This window comes from Sinomicrobium sp. (genome assembly GCA_029266035.1).
GTDB lineage: Bacteria > Bacteroidota > Bacteroidia > Flavobacteriales > Flavobacteriaceae > Sinomicrobium.
On the sequence record JAJUFH010000003.1, the window covers coordinates 165,706 to 190,912 of the forward strand.

At 44.2% G+C, this 25,207-nt stretch carries 17 protein-coding genes; 10 read left to right on the plus strand and 7 right to left on the minus strand.

The genetic code is table 11. The annotated features are described in order from the left end of the window. Positions 1-20: 20 nt before the first annotated feature. Together ACYZZR_RS03560 and pyk are read left to right on the plus strand one after the other, a co-directional pair. Entirely contained in the window at positions 21-482 is a 462-nt protein-coding gene (locus ACYZZR_RS03560) for an IPExxxVDY family protein (protein WP_461532620.1), read from the plus strand. Positions 483-484: 2 nt separating this feature from the next. Further along, a complete protein-coding gene (gene pyk / locus ACYZZR_RS03565) occupies positions 485-1,915 on the plus strand; it encodes a pyruvate kinase (RefSeq protein WP_461532621.1) in 1,431 nt (476 codons plus the stop codon). Between the two features lie 88 nt (positions 1,916-2,003). Here pyk and dinB read toward each other — a convergent pair whose 3' ends face one another. Beyond that, a complete protein-coding gene (dinB, locus tag ACYZZR_RS03570) occupies positions 2,004-3,086 on the minus strand; it encodes a DNA polymerase IV (RefSeq protein ID WP_461532622.1) in 1,083 nt (360 codons plus the stop codon). Positions 3,087-3,134: 48 nt separating this feature from the next. On the opposite strand from dinB, the gene ACYZZR_RS03575 reads away from it, so the two are divergent. Then, positions 3,135-3,611: a CYTH domain-containing protein gene (locus tag ACYZZR_RS03575; protein ID WP_461532623.1), complete on the plus strand. Its 477-nt coding sequence runs from the start codon at positions 3,135-3,137 to the stop codon at positions 3,609-3,611. Between the two features lie 95 nt (positions 3,612-3,706). On the opposite strand, the gene ACYZZR_RS03580 is transcribed toward ACYZZR_RS03575, so the two are convergent. The 5 genes from ACYZZR_RS03580 to pbpC form a co-directional block, all read right to left on the minus strand. Next, positions 3,707-5,113, minus strand: a complete 1,407-nt coding sequence (locus ACYZZR_RS03580; protein WP_461532624.1) for an efflux transporter outer membrane subunit — start codon at positions 5,111-5,113, stop codon at positions 3,707-3,709. 17 nt (positions 5,114-5,130) lie between these two features. Further along, the gene (locus ACYZZR_RS03585) at positions 5,131-8,277 is read right to left on the minus strand and encodes an efflux RND transporter permease subunit (RefSeq protein ID WP_461532625.1); all 3,147 of its coding nucleotides are present in this window, start codon (positions 8,275-8,277) and stop codon (positions 5,131-5,133) included. 22 nt (positions 8,278-8,299) lie between these two features. Further along, positions 8,300-9,436: an efflux RND transporter periplasmic adaptor subunit gene (locus ACYZZR_RS03590; protein WP_461532626.1), complete on the minus strand. Its 1,137-nt coding sequence runs from the start codon at positions 9,434-9,436 to the stop codon at positions 8,300-8,302. A 5-nt stretch (positions 9,437-9,441) separates the two neighbouring features. After that, a complete protein-coding gene (locus ACYZZR_RS03595; RefSeq protein ID WP_461532627.1) occupies positions 9,442-9,951 on the minus strand; it encodes a GbsR/MarR family transcriptional regulator in 510 nt (169 codons plus the stop codon). A 146-nt stretch (positions 9,952-10,097) separates the two neighbouring features. After that, positions 10,098-12,446, minus strand: a complete 2,349-nt coding sequence (gene pbpC, locus ACYZZR_RS03600) for a penicillin-binding protein 1C (RefSeq protein WP_461532628.1) — start codon at positions 12,444-12,446, stop codon at positions 10,098-10,100. Between the two features lie 402 nt (positions 12,447-12,848). Here pbpC and ACYZZR_RS03605 point away from each other — a divergent pair, with 402 nt between their 5' ends. Further along, positions 12,849-13,847, plus strand: a complete 999-nt coding sequence (locus ACYZZR_RS03605) for an NAD(P)H-dependent glycerol-3-phosphate dehydrogenase (RefSeq protein WP_461532629.1) — start codon at positions 12,849-12,851, stop codon at positions 13,845-13,847. A gap of 138 nt (positions 13,848-13,985) precedes the next feature. Here ACYZZR_RS03605 and ACYZZR_RS03610 read toward each other — a convergent pair whose 3' ends face one another. Beyond that, on the minus strand, positions 13,986-14,159 hold the full coding sequence (locus ACYZZR_RS03610) for a hypothetical protein (RefSeq protein WP_461532630.1): 174 nt from the start codon (positions 14,157-14,159) through the stop codon (positions 13,986-13,988). A 442-nt stretch (positions 14,160-14,601) separates the two neighbouring features. Between ACYZZR_RS03610 and ACYZZR_RS03615 the strand changes: the two genes are divergently transcribed. The 6 genes from ACYZZR_RS03615 to ACYZZR_RS03640 all read left to right on the plus strand — a co-directional run. After that, complete coding sequence (locus ACYZZR_RS03615; RefSeq protein ID WP_461532631.1) at positions 14,602-15,210, plus strand: RNA polymerase sigma factor; 609 nt, start codon at positions 14,602-14,604, stop codon at positions 15,208-15,210. A gap of 125 nt (positions 15,211-15,335) precedes the next feature. Continuing rightward, positions 15,336-16,589, plus strand: coding sequence for a FecR family protein (locus tag ACYZZR_RS03620; RefSeq protein WP_461532632.1), 1,254 nt, complete (start codon positions 15,336-15,338; stop codon positions 16,587-16,589). A 198-nt stretch (positions 16,590-16,787) separates the two neighbouring features. After that, positions 16,788-20,147 carry a SusC/RagA family TonB-linked outer membrane protein gene (locus ACYZZR_RS03625; RefSeq protein WP_461532633.1) on the plus strand — a complete coding sequence of 1,120 codons (3,360 nt, stop codon included), beginning with the start codon at positions 16,788-16,790 and terminating at the stop codon, positions 20,145-20,147. An 11-nt stretch (positions 20,148-20,158) separates the two neighbouring features. Next, positions 20,159-21,565 carry a RagB/SusD family nutrient uptake outer membrane protein gene (locus tag ACYZZR_RS03630; protein ID WP_461532634.1) on the plus strand — a complete coding sequence of 469 codons (1,407 nt, stop codon included), beginning with the start codon at positions 20,159-20,161 and terminating at the stop codon, positions 21,563-21,565. 33 nt (positions 21,566-21,598) lie between these two features. Then, positions 21,599-24,523 carry a M16 family metallopeptidase gene (locus ACYZZR_RS03635; RefSeq protein WP_461532635.1) on the plus strand — a complete coding sequence of 975 codons (2,925 nt, stop codon included), beginning with the start codon at positions 21,599-21,601 and terminating at the stop codon, positions 24,521-24,523. Between the two features lie 523 nt (positions 24,524-25,046). Then, positions 25,047-25,207 (plus strand): AAA family ATPase (locus ACYZZR_RS03640; protein WP_461532638.1); only part of this gene is annotated, 161 nt, incomplete at its 3' end.

Consider the following 25,207-nt stretch of genomic DNA (forward strand, 5'->3'; position numbering starts at 1 on the left):
ACAATTATGCGTAAAGTAATATGGCTACACTTAAACTATCAGACGATTTTTACGAACCCACCTGTACTCTGATTGCCATTCACTCTTCTGCGGATGCGTGCCGCTTGGCCTATTTTTTTAATGCCTGCCTGGATATAAGGTTGAAGAGAGTGGTAAATAACCAAATCGATAACGATTTGTTGTCGGAGTATTACGAATGGGAAAATGAGCTAGACGGAGTGGTCTGGACCCTGGTGGTCAATGCGGCCAGATCGGTGGTGTCGCTAGACGGCGACAATCTGTTTTCTGAAGATCGTCTTACCGAAACGCGCTATCTCGTTCCTGAGCTAAAAAAAGCCGATTGTTTTCTGAAAATAGAAAATGCCGAAGGTGAGGAATACAGCAGTAGTGTAGTGCGCAAAATAAATGAAATGCTTCAGGTAACCACAGCCTATGAGGTAGATGTGAATCAACTTAAATCGAAACACAATTTAATTTTTTGATAATGCCAAACAGAAAAAAGACGAAAATTGTCGCCACTCTCGGACCCGCAACAAGCAGAAGAGAGATATTAAAAGACATGATGAAGGCCGGTGTTGATGTTTTCCGGATCAATTTTTCTCACGCCAATTATGAGGATGTTACCGAGCGAATTGGTATGATACGAGAACTGAATGAAGAGCTCGGGTACAATACAGCCATTCTGGCCGACCTGCAGGGGCCAAAACTTCGAGTCGGAATTATGGCCGAAGATGTCGTTGTCGACAAAGGGGATGAAATCTCCTTTGTAACTGGAAAAGAATTTAAGGGAAGTCGTGAAAAAGTATATATGAACTACGAGGCTTTCCCACGAGATGTACAGCCCGGTGAACGTATATTGCTAGACGACGGCAAGCTGATTTTTGAGGTTGTAGAAACTGATGGAAAAAGCAAGGTAAAAGCAAAAGTGATTCAGGGAGGGGCATTGAAATCAAAGAAAGGAGTCAACCTGCCCAATACCAAGGTGTCGCTGCCTGCATTGACCGAAAAGGATGTCAAAGATGCTATTTTTGCAATAGGGAAACAGGTAGACTGGATAGCGCTGTCTTTTGTGAGACACAGTGAAGATCTTATAGCACTTCAAAATCTCATCAAGGAGCACTCCGAGCAGAAAATCCCGATTATCGCCAAGATAGAAAAACCAGAAGGGGTTGAGAATATAGATAAAATCGTAGCTTATTGTGACGGACTTATGGTAGCTCGCGGTGATTTAGGGGTAGAAGTGCCGGCGCAAGAAGTGCCACTGATTCAGAAACAATTGGTGCTCCGGGCTAAAAAGGCGAGAATACCGGTGATTATCGCCACTCAGATGATGGAGAGCATGATAACCAGCCTTACCCCTACACGGGCAGAGGTAAACGACGTGGCCAACTCGGTAATGGACGGAGCCGATGCTGTAATGCTTTCGGGTGAGACCTCGGTGGGTAGCTATCCTGTACAAGTCATCGAAAAGATGTCGAGTATAGTGAGTAGTGTAGAGCACTCTCCATTGGTAAAAGTTCCACAAGAACCGCCACATATCAGAACAAAGAGGTATATCACAAAATCGGTTTGCTACCACGCCGCTCTTATGGCCAATGAAATCAAAGCAAAAGTGATTACCACCCTTACCAATAGTGGCTATACAGCATTCCAGATATCTTCTTGGCGTCCGCAGGCACATATTCTAGTGTTTACTTCAAACAAGAGACTGCTCACTCAGCTCAACCTGCTTTGGGGAGTTAAGGCTTTTCACTACGACAAATATGTAACCACCGACGAAACCATAGACGATGTGAATATTATAGCAAAAGAAAAGGGTTTTGTGGAAACCGGAGATATGACGATTAGCCTAGCGGCTATGCCGATACAGGAGAAGGGAATGGTAAATACGATGAGGGTTACCGAGATCCATTAATGAGATTGAGACCATAGGATTTTACGATTAAAATTGAAAATTGACAAAACGCAGCGCGAATTTCCGCTGCGTTTTTTTGTGATTGCAATCAAAAATCGAACTTCAATTGTACCACCACCTGTTCTTCTTTGGGAGTGTTGAGATTGCTTATCGAGATTCCCAACAAGCGAACTGAATCGATTAATTTGTCTTGGTACAACAACTCTTTTGCCATTTCCAGAACTAGGCTTTTATCGCTTATAAAGTAGGGGATTGTTCTGCTGCGCGTTTGTAAGCTAAAATCACTGTACTTGATTTTTAAGGTAATGGTCTTTCCCGATATTTTCTTCCGCTGCAATCGCTCGGAGAGTTCTGTGGCGATATGCTCGAGGCGTTCTAACATAAATATTTCGGAAGACAGGTTTTCGGAAAAGGTGCGCTCTGCGCCTATAGACTTTGGTGTTCTATCTGGTTTTACCGGACTGTGGTGAATGCCGCGAACAATGTTGTAGTAATGTGTTCCGGCTTTTCCAAATTGCTGCTGTAGGAATTCAAGAGATTTAAGACTCAACTCTTTGCCGGTGAAAATCCCGAGGGCGTACATTTTTTCTGCCGTTACCTTCCCTATGCCGTAGAATTTTTTGATGTCGAGGGCGTGAAGAAACGGGATGACCTCTTCTGGGTTTACCGTTTTTTGTCCGTTGGGCTTGTTGTAGTCGGATGCGATTTTGGCGATAAACTTGTTTATAGATATTCCTGCAGAGGCTGTAAGTCCTATCTCTTCCAGTATTCGTCCTCGTATTTCGGTAGCCAGTAGGGTGGCAGAGGGGGTTCCTTTCTTGTTTAGGGTCACGTCGAGATAAGCCTCGTCCAGCGAGAGGGGTTCTACTAGGTCTGTGTATTCGTTGAAAATCTGTCTGATGCGCAGCGAAATTTCGCGGTATCGATCAAAACGGGGTTTTACAAACAGAAGCTCGGGACATAGCTTTCGAGCCATTACACCGCTCATGGCACTTCTCACTCCAAACTTACGGGCTTCGTAACTCGCTGCAGCGACAACACCGCGTTTACTACCACCCCCTACGGCCAATGGCTTTCCCTTGAGTTCAGGGTGATCCATCTGCTCTACAGAGGCGTAGAAGGCATCCATATCGATGTGGATTATTTTGCGGTATGTAGGCTTATCGGCCATAATTAGCTAACTTTACAAAGTTCCGAAACTTTGCCCAATAAAACCACAATGATAGAAACTGAGCGCAAATTTTTAGTGAAATCAGAGGTGTTCCGCAAAGAAGCACAGTCTGCCGTTCGCATTGTACAGGGTTTTTTAAACACTCATCCCGAAAGAACTGTGAGGGTTCGCATAAAGGGAGATAAGGGATTTATTACCGTCAAGGGCAAATCCAACCAAAGCGGATTGTCGCGATTTGAATGGGAGAAAGCGATTTCTGTAACCGATGCAGAGGCTCTTTTGGGCCTGTGTGAAAAGGGAGTGATAGAAAAAATAAGACACGAGATAAAAACGGAAAAACACCTGATTGAAGTAGACGAGTTTCTCGGGGACAACGCGGGACTGATTATTGCGGAGATCGAACTGACCTCAGAAGACGAAGATTTTTACCGGCCGGATTGGCTCGGTAAAGAGGTGACCGGAGATATCAGGTATTACAACTCCCAGCTGAGTCGTCGTCCATATAAAGACTGGGATATGGACTGATACGTTTAATTTAGATGTTTTAAAAAGGAGAGGCTGTCTTTGCTTATGTTTGGATTGTACAGCAAAGACAGCCTCTTTAAACTATTTGCGAAAGCCTATTTCCAGCCTCCGCCCAGTGCTTTATAGAGTGATATTACCGCGTTGAGTTGCTGGAATTTTGCATCTATAAAATTCAGTTCCGAATTGAGGGCCTGTTCTTTGGCGGTAAGTACCTCGAGATAGTTGGCCATACCGTTGTTGAGTAGCTCTTCAGAGTATTCCGTTGCCAGTTTGTAGGCGTTGAACTCTTTTTCTCTAATGTCTATCTTTTCGGTTTCCGCCTGATAGGTATAGAGAGCATCGGATACCTCTTTACCGGCGTTGAGCAGGGTTTGACGGAATTGCAACAAGGCAGATTCCTGTTGTGCTTTAGACACCTCGTACTGTGTTCTGATCTGTCTCTTGTTGAATATAGGTTGTAACAATCCTCCTGTTATGGTAGCAAAAAGGGAACCTGAATCAAACCATTTGTCAAATTCGATACTTTGCAAACCTCCGGTAGCCGATAGGGTAAGCGAAGGATAGAAATTGCTTCTCGCCACATTGGTCAGTTCAAAAGCATTGACCAGTCCGTATTCGGCTGCCATCACATCCGGACGGTTTTGCAACAGTTGGGCCGGTACTCCAATGCGGAGTTCGGTATCGATCTTCTGGCTGTCCAGAGTGCTTCGCTCTATTTGTTGTGGCGCCTCTCCTAGCAATATACTCAAGGTGTTTTCCACCAGTTTGATATTGGCATTGATATCTACCAGTATGGCTTCGGCCGTATGCAACTGAGCCTCGGTCTGTTTTACCGCTACCTCGGTTACCGTTCCGGCTTCTTTCAGTGCGCTGGTAGTTTCCAAACTGCTCTTTCTGTTGGCAATGGTCTCTTCGGTAATTTTCTTTTGTTCGTCTAATGCCAGCAGTTGGTAATAGGTAGAGGCTATAGCTGCGATAAGCTCAGTTTTCACAGCTTTGTGAGCTTCTACGGTTTGCAAGTACGAAGCCAAAAATGCCCTTCGATTACTTCGTATCTTACCCCAGATATCGGCCTCCCACGAGAGATTTCCGGTAAGTTGGTATTGGGTCATTTCTCCACCATCGAAAACCGCTCCGAACTGGCTGTTTTTAGAGAGAAATTGATGGGTGGCATCGGCCCCGACGCTCAGGCTCGGAAAATAACCTGCCTTTCCTTGTTTCATATAGGCTTCCGCGGCATTGATCTGCTGTATAGCGATACGAATGTCGAGATTGTTTTCCAGTCCCTGTCTTATATAATTGCGGAGATAGGTATCGGTAAACAGTTCTTCCCAGGTCACGTCGGCCATAGTCAGGCTGTCCTGTGGCAGTTGATCCGTTCGGTAGGTGCCTTCGGCTTCCTTGACCTCCGGGCGATCGTAGGTTTTGGCTACGAAGCAGGATTGCATGAGTAATGCAAATCCCGCTATCGCAGTTATTTTGAAAATTCTTTTATGGTTCATATTATCCTATGGTGTTTTTAGCTTTCTTGTGATTCTTCTACAACCTGTACTACGGGTTTTCTGCTGATGCGTTCCTGCAGCCATTGGAAGGCTATAAAGAGTATAGGGATGATAAATACCCCAAGAACAGTACCGATAAGCATACCTCCTGCAGCACCGGTACCGATAGAATTATTACCTACCGCACCAACTCCTCCGGCCAGTGCCAACGGCATCAGTCCGAGAATAAAGGCAAAAGAGGTCATCAATATAGGTCGCAAACGCGCCTTAGCACCGTGAATGGCCGCATCTACCAACGATTCTCCTCGTCTTCGCCTTTGGATGGCAAACTCTACGATAAGGATCGCATTCTTGGCCAGTAGTCCAAGTAGCATGATGAGTGCAATCTGGAAGTAAATATTGTTTTCCAGTCCTACCAACATGGTGGTAAAGTAGGCCCCAAATACTCCGAGCGGAAGCGAGAGCAATACAGAGAAAGGCAATAGGTAGCTCTCGTATTGTGCTGCCAGCAAGAAGTATACAAATACAATACTCAATATAAAAATCAGTATAGTTTGGCTACCTGCATTAACCTCTTCACGGGTAAGCCCAGAAAAGGCAATACCGTAGTTGGCGTCCAGTTTAGCAGCCTCTGCATTTGCAATTTCAATTCCGTTACCGGTACTGAATCCGGGATTCATGGCAGCGTTGATTGTCGTTGCATTAAAGAGGTTAAAACGCTTTACAGACTGGGGGCCGTATACCCGTTTCAAAGAGACAAACTGCGATACAGGAGCCATTCCGTCTTTGGTGCGTACATAGAGCTGATCCATGGCATCGATAGTCTCTCTGTCTTCAGGCAGAGATTGTATATACACCCTGTACTGTTTACCAAAGCGAGCAAAATCGGCAGAGTAAAGTCCTCCAATATACCCTTGCAAGGTCGCAAAGATATCGCTTACAGGTACTCCTTTGTCTTTGGCCAGCGGTACATTTACTTCCATCTCATACTGAGGATAATTAGTGCTAAAACCTGTTTGTCCGTATTGTATCTCAGGGTGAGACATCAGCCCCATAATGTATTGCTGGGTAGCTTGGTCCAGTTCTTTAAAATCACCGCCTGAACGGTCGAGCAGGTTGATCTCCACACCGGCAGAACTACTAAATCCGGGCACACTGGGTGGGGCAAAGAAAAGGATGTTGGCTCCGGGTATGGTAGCGGCTATTCCGAAGAGTTGTCCGGTGATAGCATCCGATGAGAGTTCGTCTGTAGTCCGCTCGTCCCAGTCTTTCAGTTTTACAAAGCCGAGGGCGTTGTTACTCCCTTGTCCGTTTAGCATACTAAAACCGTTGATCATAGAAACCCCTTCTACACCGGGCAGTTGTTTTGCTTTTTCAGCCAGCTGATCGGTGATCTCTTTGGTTCTGTCGAGAGATGATCCCGGAGGGAGCTCGACGTTGGTAAATACGATTCCACGGTCTTCGTTGGGGATAAACCCTGAAGGTATGTTGGAGTTGACCCATAAGATACCTGCTACAGAAGCTATAACAACTACCGGAGTAATCCACTTGTGTCTGTATAAGAATGAGAGCGCTCTTCCGTATCGTTCTGTAGTGGCGTTAAAACCTTTGTTGAACGCGTCGTAAAAGCGTTGCAAGAAGCTCATATTCTTTTTCTCCTCTTCGGTATGTGTTTTCAGGAAGAGGGCACACAGGGCAGGGCTCAGCGTAAGGGCGTTTACCGCCGAAATCATAATCGCTGCCACCAGTGTAATACCAAATTGTTCGTAAAACACCCCTGTAGGTCCCTGAATAAAGGTTACCGGAACGAATACTGCACACATCACCAAAGTAATGGATATAATTGCCCCGGAAATTTCACTCATGGCATTTACGGTGGCATCCATGGCGGTTTTGGCCCCTCCTTCCTCAATCTTTGCGTGTACGGCCTCGACCACCACAATGGCGTCGTCCACCACAATACCAATTGCCAGAACCAAGGCAAACAGCGTGAGCAGGTTTATGGAGTAGCCAAAGATATTCAGGAAGAAGAAAGTACCGATAATGGCCACCGGAACAGCGATGGCGGGTATCAGGGTAGACCTTACGTCTTGAAGGAATATAAACACTACGATAAACACCAGTATAAAGGCTTCTATAAGGGTGCTTATCACCTTGTCTATAGAGGCTTCGAGGAAGTCGTTGGTGTTGTATGGGATATAGGGTTCTATACCTTCGGGAAAATCTGCTTTCATTTCGTCCAGTCTGCCGAGTATCTCTTCGATGATCTCCTGTGCATTAGATCCTTTGGTCTGGTAGATGGCCATATTTACCGAAGGATATCCTTTGGTATTGGAGTTTACATTATACATCTGTCCGCTCAGTTCGATATCAGCCACGTCTTTAAGTCGCAGATATTCTCCATTACCGAGGGCCTTGATGATGATTTCTCCGTACTGTGCTTCTGTTTTATACCTTCCGCTGTATCGGATGACATAAGAAAAGGCTTCACCGCTGTTTTCTCCCAGTGATCCTGCCGCGGCCTCGAGACTCTGCTCTCTCAAGGCTGCAGCCACATCGGAAGGCATAAGGTCGTATGCCGCGAGTTTTTCCGGTTGCAACCAGATACGCATGGCGTAATCGTTGCCTGAAAATACATTGACATCACCTACCCCTGTCACCCTTTTGAATTCAGGCACTACGTTGATACTCAAGTAGTTTTGAAGAAATGTCGCGTCGTAATCTTCGTTGGTGGAGTAGAACGACATAAACATCAGGGCACTGGTCTGTTGCTTTTGTGTAATAACCCCTGTCTGTATTACTTCTTGGGGAAGTAACGGATTGGCGCGAGCCACCCTGTTCTGTACGTTTACTGCAGCGATATCGGCATCCATTTCCTGATTGAAATAAACGGTAATGGTCGCGCTTCCGGAGTTAGTGGCTTCGGAGGTGATATAGGTCATCCCCTCCACACCGTTTACCTGCTCTTCTATGGGGATTACCACACTCTGCATAACGGTTTCGGCATTAGCCCCCGGATAGGTAGCTCTTACCTGAACCGTTGGCGGAGCGATGTCGGGGTATTGCTCCATAGGTAGGGTAAAAATACCCAAAACCCCAAGGATTACTATCAGGATGGAGATTACCGTTGATAAAACGGGCCTCTCTATAAATTTTTTTAACATATCGTACTTTTTAAGGCTTGGTTTAGTTTCTGAATGATACTTTTATAGGCTTGGTAACACTGTCGTATGAAACTTCCTGAGGAGCGATCTTCATACCTGCCCTCAACTTTCCAACTCCACTGGTAACGATCTGGTCTCCTACGCTCAAGCCTGAGCCAACTACATAGAGATTGTCTACGTTGTCTTTTACCTCTATAGTCACCGGATTTATCACTCCTTCGCCATCTGTTGTAAACGCCATAATCTGGCCTTGTCTTTCAAAGGTGGCCGCTTGTGGGATTACAGGCAGTTCGGTATAGGTAGTCGGGATCAAGATCTTACCGCTGTTACCGTTGGCAATAAGGCGTTCCGGATTATCGAATATAGCCCTGATGCTCACCGTACCTGTGCTCTGGTTTATCTGACCGGTTACGGTTTGTATCTTGCCTTTGTGACTGTAAATAGAGCCGTTGGCCAGTTGGAGGGTAACTTCCGGGAAATTCTCTATTTTTTCTTTGAGGGTCTCTCCGGGAGTGTTTTCCAAAAAGTTCAGATAGTCTTTTTCGTTAAATGAAAAATAGGCGTACACCTCGTCGGTGTTTGATACCGTAGTTAGCGGCACTTGATCATTTGGGCTCACCAGAGTTCCGAGACGGAAAGGAATGGCGCCTACATAACCGTTTACCGGACTTTTTACGGTAGCATAGCCTATATTGGCCATAATACTGTTGTAGTTGCTCTTAGCTTGTGCCAGGTTGGCTTTGGCGGTTTCCAGTTGTACTTCGCCAACAATTCCCTTTTCAACCAAAGGTTTTAGTTTGTCGAGTTCAACCTGAGCTACGTTGATGCTGGCTTTTGCAGCTTCAGCATCCTGAGAGAGGGATTCGGTTTCCAATCGGAACAAAGGCTGTCCCTTTTTTACTTTTTGCCCTTCATCTACGAGTACTTCATTGATATATCCCGCAACTTTGGCTCGTACGTTACTGTTTATAATACCTTCTATATTGGTCGGGAAAACCTTGTAGGCAGTCACTTCCTTGCTCTCTACTTTTGTCACGGGAAATGGCAAGACTTGCTGTTGAGCCATCTGCCCCTGTTGCGGCTTTCCGTTGCAACCTATGAGTAATGGCGTAATTCCTGCTATAGCCACCACGTATTTCAAAATAGTTCCTGTTCTCATTGCTGTTATTTAAATTGGTTTAAGGTATTCGACATATTTTTTCTTAATTCAAACAAATTGTTTATCATGGCCTCTGCAAACTTGATATAGTGTTGGTTGAATTGTATACTCAGCTTGTTTGTATCGCTTTCCGGACAGTACTTTTTACACTTCAACTGGTAACCATGTACTTTCTCCAAGAGTCGTTTCTCTTTTTCCCATTGTTCTATTTTTTCGTCCATTCGTATCAGTATCTGATCTGGTGCGGTTTTGAAATAACGCTTGCGGTCGCCGGTCTTGGTAAAATAGGTGATTTTGCCAGTCGATTGCAAAAGGTGTAGGTTGGTAGACACAGAACTCTTGCTGGCTTCTAGTCGTTCTAACAACTCTTCGAAGGTTACTCCCTGTTCTCCCGATAGTACCAGTACAGAAAAGATTCTTGCAGCCAGAGGGGAAAAAGTTTCGTTTCTCTCAAAAAACACCCCCATTTCCTCTATCAGACTACATTTTTCATTTTCTAATTCTTCATACTGCATAACAGACCTTAATTAAAATTCCGGGCAAATATATGCAAGGTTCGTTTTTTACCGAACCAAATGGAGTTAATAAAATGTTAAATGTGTAAAGGTGTAAAAAAGTGAGTTTTTTTAGTAGATTTTAAGGGCAATTTGAAGTTGTTTTCCTACCGCTTTACATCTATCCATCTCTTGATTTCTAGGCCGTCACTATCGATGGCTGTAATGAGGTGTTTGCCCGTTTCGGGGAGCACAGACATCTCGTGAAAAGTTTGGGTAGTCCCTATAAATTGCTCGTCCAAATACCAAAACACCGGAGTTCCAGGTTTGGAATGTGCTATTTTTATCACCAAAGGATTGGTATTGCCGTCAAAATCTTTGGGCAGTATGATATTTTTGCCTTCGGGAGGATATATAAAATCCATACTGCGCTGGTTTTCGGTGAGACAGTCTGCCCTGAAAGGCGGCAGGCTTTTGTAGTCTGCGTGATTTTTTCTGTAATAGAAAGCCATAACGGGCGGCAGGCTAAACCAGGGTTCGGTAACTATATCGGCGATGTTTTCACAGGAAGAGTTTACCCTGAATTGTCTGTTGTGGTCTAGGTGAACCAAGTGGTGATACGGGCAGGGAGCGGTATGTGTACCACTTTGAGGTACCCAATTTTTTACGGACGGGCAGATAGGAGTAGCGAGATAACCACTGTTGCGACAAACCTCAACCTCTGTGAGCTCGTCGTAAGGAACCTCAAACGGCAGAGAGCGCGGCAAGGCATCGAATACGTCAAACATCAGTGGGGCAGCCGAGGTGGCACCGGTGAGTCCGGGGCGTCCTTCTCCGTCTGCGTTACCCGCCCATACACCCACTACATAGTCTGAAGTAACCCCTATAGCCCAGGCATCGCGGTTGCCGAAACTGGTACCGGTTTTCCATGAAATGTTTTTCGACGACTCAAAGTAGCGCCAGGCTTGGTTATTTCCGGGGCGGTTTAGGTTTTGCATAGCTTGGAGCGTAAGGTATATACTCCCGGCATCGAAGATGGTTTTTTCCGATCCAAGTTTTCCAAAATCGGTTTTCTGTCCTTCTGCCCATATCGGTTCGGTAAATTCTCCACTATAGTATTCACTAGAAGTTTCAGAAAAGTGATTTACGGTACCGGCCAAGGCTGCATAGGTCTTACACAGATCCCATAAATTGCTTTCTGCACCTCCCAGGATAAGGGTAAGACCGTAGTAGTCGGCAGCTTTGTTTATATCTTTGAGTTTAAAACCGTCCAACTTATCGCGAAAGCGTTCCAGCCCATATTCCTGTAGCATTCGCACAAACGGAATGTTTAACGAGCGTATCAGAGCTTGATTTGCAGCTACTGCCCCGTCGTATTTAGGGTCGAAGTTCTCAGGAGTATAGCCCGATATTTGTGTGGGGATATCGGCTATTAGGCTTCGAGGCAACAGCTCTCCGGCGTCTAAGGCAGCTGCGTAGAGCAGTGGTTTCATGATACTGCCGGTACTGCGCGGGGCGTGTATGATATCTACATCTTTCTGATGAGCTTTATCGGTAGGGGTATTGCCTGTATAGGCCAGTACTTTACGTGTTTTGACATCTAAAACCAGTACGGCAGCATTGTAAATATCGTTCTGTTTGAGGGTGTTGTAGTGTTGGTTTACAATATCGTTTACTCGCTGTTGCAGACTGGGATCTATGGTGGTTCGTATTTTCCTGCCCGGGAGTTGGTTTCCTCCGTATTGCAATAGGTGGGGCGCATACTGCGGAAGCGGAAAGGGGCGCTGTGGTAGCGGTTCGGCTATGGCCAGCTGATACGCCGTTGTGTCTAGTACTCCTTGATCTGATAATTTTCGCAATAGTCTGTTGCGTTTTTGCAGTAATTCTTGTTGGTTTTTACCGGGGTAAATCAGCGCAGGTGCGTTGGGCAATACTGCAAGAGTAGCGCTTTCGGCCCAAGATAGCTGATGTGGCTGTACCCCAAAATACCTCCAGGCAGCTACCTCCAGTCCTACCACATTGCCGCCAAAAGGAGCGTGAGAAGCGTATAGATTGAGAATGTTTTCTTTGGAATACCTTAGTTCTAGTCGAGTAGCGAGTATAGCCTCGATAAGTTTTTCTAGATAACTGCGCTCCCTGCCTTTTCTGGAGAGGCGAATCACTTGCTGGGTGATGGTGCTGCCACCACTCACCACTCTGCCCGAACGGATATTTTGCCATAGAGCGCGAGCTGTAGAAATCGGGTTGATACCGGGGTGGTAGTAGAAGTATTCGTCTTCAAAATGCAAAATACACTGCTTGAACTTTTCGGGTATGCTGTCGCTCTCCGGAAACCGCCACTGTCCGTCGTCGGCTATTCTGGCGCCCAGCAATTCGCCCTTGCGACTTTCAATCACTGTAGAGTAGGGAGCGCGAAACAGCGGAGAAGGCAAACAGAAATAATAAGCGACTAACAGCAGTGTTAGCGTTGCAGTTTTTATCGGATGTTTTTTTATGAAATACCAGACTCGGTTCAATGTATCGCCTTTTCCCGGTGAAATTATTCTTTTTTCACCATATAGCGAAAGTCTGTGTTGTTAAAAAAGGAAAGCGCCCTCGCTTTAAACACAGAAAAAGGCGCCTTCCAAACTAACTAACCAAAAATCAACTAATCGTTAATTTCCTACATGTGTTTGTTACACAAAACGATCCGTTTGTTTTCATCCATAACGTGATTATCAGGCAATAATTGTGCGAAAAAACATAAACTAATGTTAAAATCTTGTATTGAGAAGTTTAGATCGATCTGCGAAGTTGAATCGTCAAACACTTGTCCATCTAAATAGTCAAAAACCGATAGAGGTGCAGTTTTTTGGTTATTTTTGACGGGTAAATATTTACGAACTGCTATAACAGCGAGTATCCAAAAAACAGTATTTATGAGCGACAAGAAATTTGCAGTCATAGGAGGAGGGAGCTGGGCGACGGCAATTGTAAAGATGCTGACCGAAAACCTAGAGGAAGTGGGGTGGTATATGCGAAGTGAAATGGTAAAAGCACATATACAGAGCCAGGGACATAACCCCAATTATCTGAGTGCGGTAGAATTCCACCCGGAACAATTGCGCCTCACCAACGACCTCAATGAAGCTGTGCGCTATGCCGATGTGCTCATTTTTGTAGTTCCCTCCGCATTTCTACAGACTGAATTGGAAAAATTGGAAGAATCGCTAAAGGGTAAGATTGTATTTTCGGCCATCAAGGGGATAGTCCCTGAAACCGGACTTATCGTCGGAGAACATTTTTACAATACATACGATATCCCTTATGAAAATATTGGAGTGATCACCGGACCTTGTCATGCCGAAGAGGTAGCGTTGGAGCGCTTGTCTTATCTCACCATTGCTTGTGCCGACGAAAAAAAGGCCAAATTGGTAGGAAACAATCTTTCGAGCGAGTATATCAAAACCAAAATTTCGGACGATATTATCGGTACAGAATACGCTGCAGTGCTTAAAAATATATATGCCATAGCCGCCGGTATCGCGCACGGACTGGGGTATGGCGACAATTTCCAGAGTGTATTGATGAGCAATGCTATACGCGAAATGCGCAAGTTTATAAAGCGCGTACACCGCATGAAACGAAATATCAACAATTCTGCATACCTGGGTGATTTGCTAGTCACCGGATATTCGGTCTTTTCCAGAAACAGAATGTTCGGCAATATGATAGGCAAGGGATATACCGTAAAATCGGCTATGATGGAAATGAGTATGGTAGCCGAAGGTTATTACGCCGCAAAAAGCGCCCATCTGTTGAGCGAAAAGAGCGAAAAGAAGGTCAGAACCCCCATTATCGACGCGGTGTACAACATACTCTACGAAGGGAAAAATCCTAAAAAAGTCTTTAAAAAACTATCGGAAAAACTTGATTGATAGGCAGTTTTGTCGTCCCGAGCTTGTCGAGGGATTGACGAATTGCGGCATAACGCGCTGATGACCGTTTGTAAGCCCAAAGAAACACATCTTTCAATAGTTCCACCCTGTTCAGTTCATATGCGGCGAGCAGGTTATTTACCAAAAGTGGATGTATGCCAACCGTCTTTGCAAGGTGCGGTGGGGGACTTCTACCCGGATTGCCTTGCGGATTTCATCTTTTGTGGCACCTTCTGAACCCGCTTGTTGTAACACAGCTTTGATTTCTTCAACTTGTGAAGATGCCTGAGTGTTTAATTTCATTCCGGCCATCGTTCCTATGGATTTACGCGCCAAAAATAACAAAAAGTGGCGCGAAAAAGCTGTTTTGCGCCATATAAGAAATTGTTTAAATTTTTCCTTATCTTTCCAGCCAGTGGTTTGGGTGTGTTTGCGAAGAGACCACTAATACCCCACTCCTTTTTTAGAAGAAAAATGGAGGCTAAATTTTATGTGATTTGCAAAATCTTCAAATTTATTGTTAACTTTGGCTTGCGCTTACATCCTTATATAGCACTGTAAACAAGCATTTTGTCCCACCATACCCCCTAAAAATCACAGAACTGAACCGGACTGCCTTACGACGAGGAAGGAGATTTTGCGATTTCTGATCATTGTTGTTCGCGTTGTTGTCGGTCGGTTTTATTTTGATTTTAGGAGGGGTGGTCGCAGTACAAACCATTTCAGGGGCTTACCCGGAAATAATGTCCGACGTATGAAAGCTGATTTTACAGTATATAGAGGTAGTGCACAGGAGGCCGAAAAGGCTACCGAACCTTTTCTCGTAGATGGTCGCGCTGTTTGGGAGCAGTTTCGAGCCGGTGACCGCAGGGCATTTGAGACCATATACCTCCAAAATTTTGACAGCCTTTACGATTACGGAATGTTCCTAGTTCGCGATCGGGAGATGGTGAAAGACGTTATACACGACCTCTTTGAACTCCTATGGGTTAAAAGAGAGAGTTTGGGCGTTGTCAAATCCGTCGCATCCTATCTTTTTATCAGTTTTAGGAGAAAGTTGTTGCAGTCACAAAAAAAACAGGGCAAGCATCTGAAGCTCGTCCAAGAAATGGACAAGGAGGGCGTTAGAGCAGAAGCCGAACAAATGGAGGATATAAAACATACCGATCGGCTCCACGACCAACTTCAACACGCAGTAAAAAAGCTCACTCCAAAACAGCAGGAAATCCTAATGCTAAAGTTTCACTCTCGTTTAACTCACCAGCAGGTAGCCGAGCTTATGGGGATTAAAAAAGGCGATGTTTATTACCACTTTTCCAAGGCAATAGAAGAGCTTTCCCAAGTACTTTCCCGTTATATATAAATTTTTAGCGTTTTAAAACATACTGATAATCAATATCTTATTTTAAAAAGTCAAAAAAACTTCCCGATTTACTGAACAAATCCAACTTTTCCCTCTTTATAAATAGAAACCACCTTAGGGACAGGGTGGGAAGAGTAAAAATGATGAAACAAAAGCGATATAGTGCTACAGCGTTATGTAAGGATGAAGCCTTTGTGCAATGGGTGTTTCACCCCGATGAGGAGTCTGATGCTTATTGGGCGACCTATCTGAAACACTATCCCGAACAAAAGCAAAGCGTTAGCCGAGCGAGGACCATGCTTATAACTATGAAGTCCGGAATGGAGGAGAACGACAGCTTTCGGGAACGGGATCGTATTGAAGTGCTCCAACGCCTGCGGGAAAAGCAGTGGGGAGAAGGTGTAGAAACTGCTGTAGAGAGAAACCAAGAGGAGAAAGTCAAAGAATTGCCGATAAGAAATCGCGGCAAAAAACTCCTCCTCGCAGTCGGTTTTATACTGGTATTGGGGCTGGGGATTTATACCGTATACGAATTGGACTTATTTAAGAGCGGAACAACAGTGCAAATCCCACCCCAAATCACCCTGCAATTACAGGACGGTAGCGAGCAGGTAATCGACGAGCGCGATACCCGTACGATCACCACGGAAGCCGGGCAACATTTGGGGAGTCAACAGCAGAACATTCTTATTTACGAAAACGACAAAAACGCAAGGGAGCTGGTATATAATGAACTGACAGTACCCTATGGCAGAACATTTGAATTAGTACTCAGTGATGACTCTCATATATATTTGAATGCCGGCTCCCATTTGCGTTATCCGGTGCAGTTCCTGCCCGGACAGCCCAGAGATGTTTTTCTGGACGGAGAGGCCTTTTTTGAGGTCGCCAAAGACGAGCACAGACCGTTTACGGTAAGGACCCAACAGATGAACACCCGAGTTTACGGTACAAAATTCAATGTGACCAGTTATAAAAACGAGGGCAATACCTATACCGTACTGGTAGAGGGAAGTGTAGGGGTGTACCCCGACGAAGCGAATAAGGCCCAACCCGTAAAAATCAAACCCGGACAGCGAGCTGTTTTTAAACAGGGGGAGATCGCACTTGAAGAGGTCAACATTCGCAAATACACAGCCTGGACATCCGGGGAGCTTTATTTTCTAAACGATCCGTTTGAGCTGATCCTTAAAAAACTGGAAAGGCAGTATAACGTAAGTATAGACAATACCTATCCTGAGCTCAATGTAGAGCGAATGACTTGCTCCTTTAAACATGGAGGGTCTTTGGAGCTGGTGCTAAACATCCTTAAAAAATTAAAAGCCTTTGATTACACCATAGACGGAAATACCGTCGTGATCGCCCCGCCCGATCTATAATCCTGATTACCTGAAAAAAAAGCGAATCTAACCTTAAACCCTATAAGATATGAAGCAGTAATTATCGAATTATTGCTCGATCCGGTATGCGCTATTCACAAGATAGCCCCGGGTAGAAAGCATCAGAGGGTGCGCTAACACCCTCCGACAATAAACTGTGATTTAATTCTGACAAGTAACTAAATCGAACACTAAATTATGAAAATTATTACCAACCACTGGGAATGGATATCCCTTTTCCCAAAATTAGACCTAAAAATGAAACTCTCCTTACTTTTTTTTCTGGTCATTCTCTTGCAAATCAGAGCCCACGACGGGTATGCGCAAAGCACCAAGGTGTCGCTGAACGTAACCGAAGTTCCTGTGCACCAGGTACTGGATAAGATTGAAAGCACTACAGATTTTCAGTTCCACTATCAAGAAACAGAAGTGGACCTACAACGCAAGGTGACCCTAAAGGTGCGTAAAGAGAAGATCGAAAGCATTCTGGAACTATTGTTTAAAGGAACTGGGGTTTTATACGAAATAGCCGGTAAAAACATCATTCTAACCGCTCAACCCAAGGTCCCTCTACAAAAAGATGTTTCGCCTACCTCAAAAGCGGTAGAGCATACCCCTCAGCAACTTCAGGTAAACGGTACCATCACCGACCCGGAAGGCAATCCCCTCCCCGGAGTAAATATCATAATAAAAGGCACACAACAAGGCACCATGTCAGACTTCGATGGGAAGTATAGGATTACAGTGCAGGAAACGGATGTATTGACTTTTTCTTTTATGGGTTATAAAACCGTAGAAATCCCGGTAGAAGGACTGACGAATATAGATGTCCGGATGGAGGAGGATGTGTCTGCCCTAGATGAAGTGGTGGTCAATGCGGGGTACTACACCGTAAAAGAACGAGAAAGAACAGGTAATGTCAGTAGGGTAAGTGGAGAAGAAATCACTTTACAGCCTATCGTAAGCCCGTTGGAGGCGCTGCAAGGCCGTATGGCTGGGGTGGAAATTGACCAGTTTAGCGGGATGCCCGGGGCAGCCCCGAAAATACGCATTAGGGGTACCAACAGTTTAAGGGAGGAAGGAAATTACCCCCTGTATATTGTAGATGGCGTACCGATAAATTCGGAGCCTTTAGATGACCACTCTCCCTTAGGAGGGTATGCTTATTTAATAGAGGACGGAGTCGGAATAGACCCCTTGAGCACTTTAAACCTGTCGGATATTGAAAGTATTGAAGTATTAAAAGACGCCGATGCTACCGCCATTTACGGCTCCCGGGGAGCGAATGGGGTGGTGTTGATTACCACCAAAAAAGTCGGAAACGAGGCGCAAAAGACCCAACTACAGGCAAGATGGTATTCCGGGGTGGGGCAGGTAGAACGACGGGAAAAAATGCTGAACTCCGAACAGTATGTCGCCTTTCGCCAAGCCTTCCTAAACAACAGTGGATTTGGAGAAGACAACCCCTTACATTTTTATTACGCCCGCGACCTGCTGAATTGGGATACCACCCGTTATACGGATTGGCAGGACGAACTTATTGGCGGTACAGCCCAATTTTCCAATCTCAATATCTCAGCCTCCGGCGGAAACGAAAACACTTCCTTTAGGTTGACGGGGGGATATTCGGATCAGGGGACCGTATTTCCCGTGGATATTAATTATAAGAAATTGACTTTCGGGGTAAAGATCAACCATATCTCCGATAATAAAAAGTGGAAATTGCAATTCTCGGGCACCTATGGGGTAGATAAAACACACTCGACTCCTACCGCCGACATACTGAGCGCTATTTATTCTGCTCCCATTGCCCCTAAGCTATATAATGACGATGGAAGCCTGCATTGGGAAGGGTGGGAAGAAATGAATAGTTCGACAATTTATAATCCTTTACGTTCTAAATACAAAATGACCGATGCTGATGTCAACAGTCTGATTGCAAACCTTACCGTATCCTATAACTTAAAGAAAGGATTGATGCTTAAAGCCAGTATGGGCTATACAGCAAACCGAAGAGAAGCCGTATCCAAACAGAGTTTATTGTTTTTTGCACCTGCAGATCGGGGGGTAGGGATTAATTTGGCAAAGACTTCCATTAACCATGCCAAACGAACCTCCTGGATCGTAGAGCCGCAACTAAGCTATGTTACTGATTTATTTCAGGGAAAATTAGATGTGCTTTTTGGCGCTACTTTTCAAAGCAATGAAAACACCTCATCGTATATCTACGGACTAGGCTTTGTGGATGAATCCCTATCTGGTGATATTACCGCTGCTGATTCTAGAATCGGTTTGGGGGGAAGAATCTTCGAATACAGGTATCAGGCAGTATTTGGGCGTATAGGGTACAATTGGAAACAAAAATACTACCTCAACCTAACGGGGCGTCGGGATGGTTCTTCCCGTTTTGGACCGGGCAAGCGTTTTTCCAATTTTGGTGCGCTGGGCGCCGCCTATATTTTTACCGAAACGGCTCTGTTTAAAAATCACCTGCCCTGGTTGAGCTTTGGTAAGTTAAGGGGGAGTTATGGCGTTACCGGAAATGACCAGATCGGGGATTATCAATATATCGACAGTTATGAGGCTACTAATGCCCCGGGTGGATTATACCCGACCCAATTGTACAATGACAATTTTGCATGGGAAAAGAACAAAAAACTGGAGGCAGCCCTGGAATTGGGATTTTTGCAGGACCGCATTCAGTTGGGGCTTAGTTGGTACCGCAACCGTTCTTCCAATCAATTGGTAGGCTACACCCTACCATTTATGACCGGCTTTTCCAGTGTACAGGCTAACCTGCCTGCTACGGTGCAAAATACAGGATGGGAAGTTGAATTTTCTGCAACACCGATTAAAACCAAAGCGTTCCGTTGGGACGCTCACTTTAACCTGAGCCTTCCCAAAAATAAATTGGTTGCCTTCCCGGATATAGAACTCACTCCTTATGCTACCCAATACCGAGTGGGCGAACCTCTGAATATTTATTTTCTTTTCGACTATATAGGGAAAAATGAAGCAGGACAATTTGATTTTACGGATGTGGATGGCAATGGCATTTTGGATAATGTTACCGATCGCATCTTGGTACAAAATCGGTCCAGGAAATATTTCGGAGGCTTTCGCAATAGTTTGTCGTATAAACAGTGGAAACTGGATATCCAAGTAGATTTTGTAAAACGACAGGCGTCACGACCTTTCTCTCTATTTAATAGTCTGCCTGCAAGTACAACCAGAAACTATGCGCTGGAACAATATCAAATGTGGGAAAACGGAGAACTAAGCCCGGGTAGTCTTGATAGTTCATTATATAGGTATTATTTACAATCGAGCTACAATACGGTAGATGGGTCCTATCTACGACTTAAAAATGTTTCACTGGTGTACAATTTGCCACTAGCCTGGATCCGAGCCATAGGTCTTAATAACGGGTCGGTATTTGTCACAGGGCAGAACCTATTGACTATCACCTCCTATCCTGGGCTTAATGTGGAAAGTGGGGGGATAGCAACCCTTCCCCCCTTACGTATATTCTCGGCCGGCTTACAACTCACCTTTTAAATTGAAATACCATGAAAAAAATATATACTATTGGGATAGTGACCTTTCTATTTTTATGCGGTCTGCAATCCTGTAAGGAGTTTGTGGATATCGACTCGCCCAATTTTCAGATGGTGACCGATGATGTTTACAGCAAAGAAGAAACAACCATTGCAGCGGTTAAAGGCATTTACAATCAATTATATGAGGCTAACTTCTCCACTTATGGAGTCTCCCTATTAGGGGCAATGAGTGGCGATCTGCTGTTTGCACGAACAGATACCTACCTGCCTTTTAACCAGCATGAATTATTTTCAATAAATACCACAGACGCTACATTTAACCAAAATATATGGAGCAGCGCCTATAATATAATTTATATGGCAAACCGCGCCTTGGAGGGATTGGAAAATGCCTCGGTCAGTAAGGAATTACGTCAAGAATTACGCGGGCAGGTACTCTTTATACGTGCGTTTACTTACTTCTACCTGACCAATCTTTACGGGGAGGTCCCTCTATTGCTGACTTCTGATTACCACCTTAACGCGGTAGCTCCACGTAATCCCGTGGAAGAGGTATGGCAACAGATTGAAAGAGATCTAGATGAAGCGATAACTTTACTTCAGGAAGCAACGGAATACACCAATGGAGAACGGTACTATGTTAATCGTACCGTGGTAGAGGCCTTACGAGCACGGGTATATCTGTACCGAGAAGATTGGGTCAATGCAGAAATTTTTAGCACTGAGGTCATCGACCGTACCGATGTATACGACTTGGTGGCACCGGAAAATGTTTTTAGAGCCAATAGTCAGGAAGCCATCTGGCAAATTACCCCAGATGGAGTTGACAATTTTGTTCCCGAAGAGGCGACCCATTTTCTGTTGCGTCCCCATAGTAGTACTACTGGTAGCACCATCACAGGAAATACCGCCCTAACGGATAACCTTATCCACTCCTTTGCACCTTTAGATACCCGGCGGGTATGGATAGGGGAAGCCATTTCGGAAACCGAGCAAGCATATTTTGCTGAAAAGTACTGGTTTGATATTACCGGAACTACTGAACAATACAGTATGGTGATACGTCTAGCCGAGCAATACCTGATACGCGCTGAGGCTCGTGCCATGCAAAACAAACTTACTGAGGCGATAGAAGATCTCGACCATATCCGTGAAAGGGCAGGCATTGATTTACTTGCGGATAATAATCCCGACATCGGGCAGCAATCACTACTGGATTCTATCATGTTAGAACGCTCAAGGGAATTGTTTTCCGAATGGGGACATCGATGGTTTGATCTTAAACGAACAGGTCAGGCAAAAACTGTATTTGGTGATGACCCAAGCTGGCAAAATACCGATGTATTATACCCCATTCCGGGAGAGGAGCGTCTAAAAAATCCTTTTCTTTCCCAAAATGACGGCTATGGTAATTAATGAACTAATAGAATGACAAAATCAGTTTATACAATGAAATACTTAAAAAGATTAAGTGGTTATACGTTAGTCTATGTGCTTTTACTTTCGATGAACTCCTATGCGGTGTTCGGGAGTACATTAAAGGACTCACTTGCTTTGGATAAAAGTATCCGTACAGGAGTTTTACCCAATGGCTTTACCTATTATTTAAAACCGACCCTAGATACGGATAAAATCAGTTTGCGATTTTATGTAAAGGTGGGTGAGTATAATGAAAGACTACTACAAACACAATATGCCCATCTACTGGAGCATATGGGATATGCAGAAGGTTACGTACAATATTTCTACTCGAAAAATGGTGATGCATTTAAAAAATCAGGGAATACTACTTATGCTATGACAGCGGATTTATACACACCATATTGGAGTAGTGTTCAGGCAGAAGATACTACATCCTTAAAAGATTGTTTACAGTGGTTTGCCAATATTGCCAATATGGAGTTGAAAGAATCGGTGGTATTACGTGAAGCTCGTTGTGTAAGGCAGGAGTTCGTTTATAAGCAGACGCCTGGGGTTGGTTTAAACAGCTATTTTGACGAGCATATTAGGGAAGCGACCATATTCTTTGACAAAGAAGGAGAAAGCCCATATGCCAATTGGCTTTCCACTTATGAAATGGGAGGGATTTCTGTACCTTCCGTACGTGAGTTTTACCACCGCTGGTACCGGCCGGATCGTATGGGGTTGGTCATCACCGGTAATATCCAGGATATGGATAATCTGGAACAACAAATTAGTGCACTATACAGTAAGATTCCAAAAGCAAAAGTTAAACATGAAGATGGATTTGATTTACGTCAATTTTACCTTTCTGTTCCTCCACGGTTTAAAACCGTGGAACGAATGGAACTGGGTCGATTTTCTGACTGGAATAAATCGCATTCTAAAATAACCTTGTCTTTCCGGGTAAAGAAATTCCATAAGGCACTCAATACAAAAGAGAAGTGGCTAAATGAACAGTTGTACAAGACAATGTATAGTATGATTGACCAACGACTCAGGGAAAAGGGAGTTCCTTCATGGTCTATTGGAGGTGTCATCGAGGGTAGGGAACTTCCTGAAAGGCGATATCCTTATTACCAGATGCAGCCCATAGAAAATAAACCGGGGAGTGAACGGGAAAACCTCCAAAGGGTAGTAAGCATATTGCAACAATTACGGAAAGAGGGCTTTACCCAAAAGGAATGGGACAAGCGAAAACAATTGATGCTCAATCAGATTACTTCCAAAGGCACCAGCATCAGAAAGTATTGGGAAAAAGAACTGGAAAACCATTTTGTTTATGGAGAGCTCTTACCTGCCCATAAAAAAGCGCTGACCAAACAATGGATTGAGAGCCTTAGGCTAAAGGATATCAACCGCTATTTGCAGGACAATTTTTCGGTGATGCCAGATGATATTTATATAACTGCCTCCGCTGGCCATCCTGCCTTATCCTTTACCGAAAAACAAGTGCGGGGCTGGATCAAAGAAGCAATGGAACAGCCTATTGAAATTGAAAAAGCTATTGATATAGCATCTTTAATCCCGGTGGGCGAAAAGAAATCTCCCCTGATGAGTGCTAAAGAGGTAGAAGGCTTAAAGGTGGTGACCTATCAAAAAATAGGAACAAACCCGGATACCGGATTCGAAATACTGGAACTGGAAAATGGGGTAAAATTGTTGTTGGATCGACAAGAACCCTCAAGTACTGGCGCTGAAAGCATCACGGTAAGCGGAAGCAGCCCAAGGGGGACATCCTGTTTTCCAAAAGAAGCGTATTATGCGGCGATCAGCGCCCCGAAAATAGTTCAACTCAGTGGTGTAGGAGATTTTGATAGAAAGGCCATTCGAGATAAATTGGGAAAAGAGTTCCCACTTAACACCGAACCGGTACAATTGCAAATTAAATATGATACTTCGACGGTCAGTACACGGGCAACATTGGAAGACCTAGAGCAATATCTGCAATTGATCTATCTGTATTTTACGTCACCCAAAGAAGATCCCATAGCATTTGCACAATGGCAAGATCAAATACGACAGCGCTATTTTGGTAAAAGGGGAAATGTGGGAGGATCCCCGAAAACAGATATAAAAAATGCTATTGCAGCGTTTTTAAATGTTCAGGCTTTAAGAACCTCGTCGAGTCAGATAAGTACGGATCAATTTTACCAATCGCAAAATGTAACCTATGAAAAGGCTATGGGATACTATAAGGCTATTTTTGGAAATGCTTCTGATTTTACTTTTGTGGTTAAGGGCAGGTACAAAAAAGAACAGGTTTTACCCTTATTGCAAAAGTATTTGGGAAACCTGTCTACAACTAGTCAAGTGGTTTGTTCAACGGTCAATACTTTTGATAAAAAGGGGATTGAATTACCTCCAGGTCCCGTTTACCACACTTTTTATGCTGATAAAATGAAAACTACCTATAAACTTTATTTCACCCCTTATGTCTTATCTTATGTCTTTCCGATTCCAGAAGATAACTGGAAAGACCGTGTTATTATGAATATTATTCACATATACCTTTATCGTAAAGTCGATAAGGAGCTTCGTTTTATTGTAGGCACAGGTACATATGCTGAATCTGTAAATGGTCAGTATTTGAAAGCTGATGCTTTATATAACCTCGCTATTTTTGTGGACGCCCTCGATGATGAATTAGATTGGATACGATCGGAGTGCAAGACTATGATAACCGATATTAAAGAGCATGGGATAGATATGCACAATAAAGAAAGTATTTTGGAAGATCCGCTTTTTTTGGGCAGATATACGTCTACGCCTGAATTAAAAGAAAAAGTAATGCAATATGCCCGTTCGTTAACTGCAGAGGATATTAAAAAAGTAGCTGTAAAGTATTTTAAGAAAAGTCATCAATATGAGTTTGTATTCCGAGAAAGTAGCAAAGAAGTAGTGACCCCATAAATTTAGTACATAGAGGCAGTTTTATTAAAGGCACTTGTGAGGGTATTTGTGAAGAGACCACCACGTCGCCTCCTAAGGTTGGCTTCTCGTGATGACGGTGTTAGACAAAGAGACTTGGAGACGGGGAGAAGAGGAGAGGAGGAGAGGTTTTTTCGGGCTGAAAGCCCACAGTTCTCAAATAACACAGCAAACACACGTCTTGGCGAGGAGCGCCCTGCCAGCCAGTGGGCTGGCAGGATGCGACGTGGCCATCTCTTGGCCTTATGCAACATACCCCGGCTGATAATCCAAAGATCCGCGCATACTTATAAGGAGACTGCCACCTTCCCGCTAAGGCCTGATGTCGCAGTGACGCTTCCCCAGATGATGTAGGGTAAAATTACTATGGAAAAATGTTAAAACGGGAACACAAGAGTATCATTCATGTAATTTTTTAATTATCTCTTATGTATTATTCAAATAGCATATTATGTAATATTATAAGTATGTATTATGTATATTTGTAATTATATATCGCTGAATGATGAAAAAAGAGTTAATAACCAGGCAATTGGGAGCTCATATTTTAGCCCAAAAAGACAAGTTTCCGATTATTGCAGTAACCGGCCCCCGGCAATCGGGCAAAACAACACTATTAAAATCACTTTTTGACACATACCGGTATGTTTCGCTCGAAGATCAGGA